Genomic DNA, 683 nt, shown 5'->3' with positions numbered 1-683 from the left:
GGCCGCCCGAAAAGAAACCCCTGGAACCCCTCGCAGCCATGCAGCCGCAGGAACGACAGCTGCCCCGTCGTCTCCACCCCCTCGGCCACCACCTGCAGGTCCAGGCTCTTGGCCAGCGCCAGGATCGTGCGCACGATCGCCGCGTCGTTGGGGTCCGCCAGCACGTCCCGCACGAAGCTCTGGTCTATCTTCACCTGATCCAGCGGCAGTCTCTTGAGGTACGACAGGGACGAGTACCCTGTCCCGAAGTCGTCCAGCGCAAATCCCACCCCTTCGCTCTTGAGCTGCACCATCCGCGCGATGGTGTCCTCGATGTCTCCCAGCAGCAGGCTTTCTGTCAGCTCCAGCTTGAGCCTGCGCGGGTCCGCCTGGTGGCTGTGCAGGGTCTGCAGCACTTCGGCCACGAAGCCGGCCTGGCGAAACTGCCGCGCGCTCACGTTCACGGAGATGGACAGGTGCGCCGTGTCCGGGTGCTCTGCCCAGCGCTGCAGTTGCCGGCACGCGGTCTGCAGCACGTATTGCCCCAGCGGCAGGATCAGGCCTGTCTGCTCTGCCAGGGGGATGAAGTCGCCGGGGCTGATCATCCCGCGCTGGGGGTGGCGCCAGCGCACCAGGGCCTCGGCGCCCATGAGCTGGGACTGGTGGTCCACGACGGGCTGGTAGTGCACCAGCAGTTCTCCCCG

Annotated in this window: 1 protein-coding gene; it reads right to left on the bottom strand. The window is 67.3% G+C overall.

Translation table 11 applies throughout. The features are described 5' to 3' along the window. Window positions 1–683 (bottom strand): putative bifunctional diguanylate cyclase/phosphodiesterase (locus AC07PV_RS25010; protein ID WP_494631625.1); only part of this gene is annotated, 683 nt, incomplete at both ends.

It is taken from the genome of Acidovorax sp. GW821-FHT09A11, from assembly GCF_059418365.1.
Note: the sequence above shows the minus strand (reverse complement) of the source record. Positions and strands in the feature narration are given on the sequence as shown.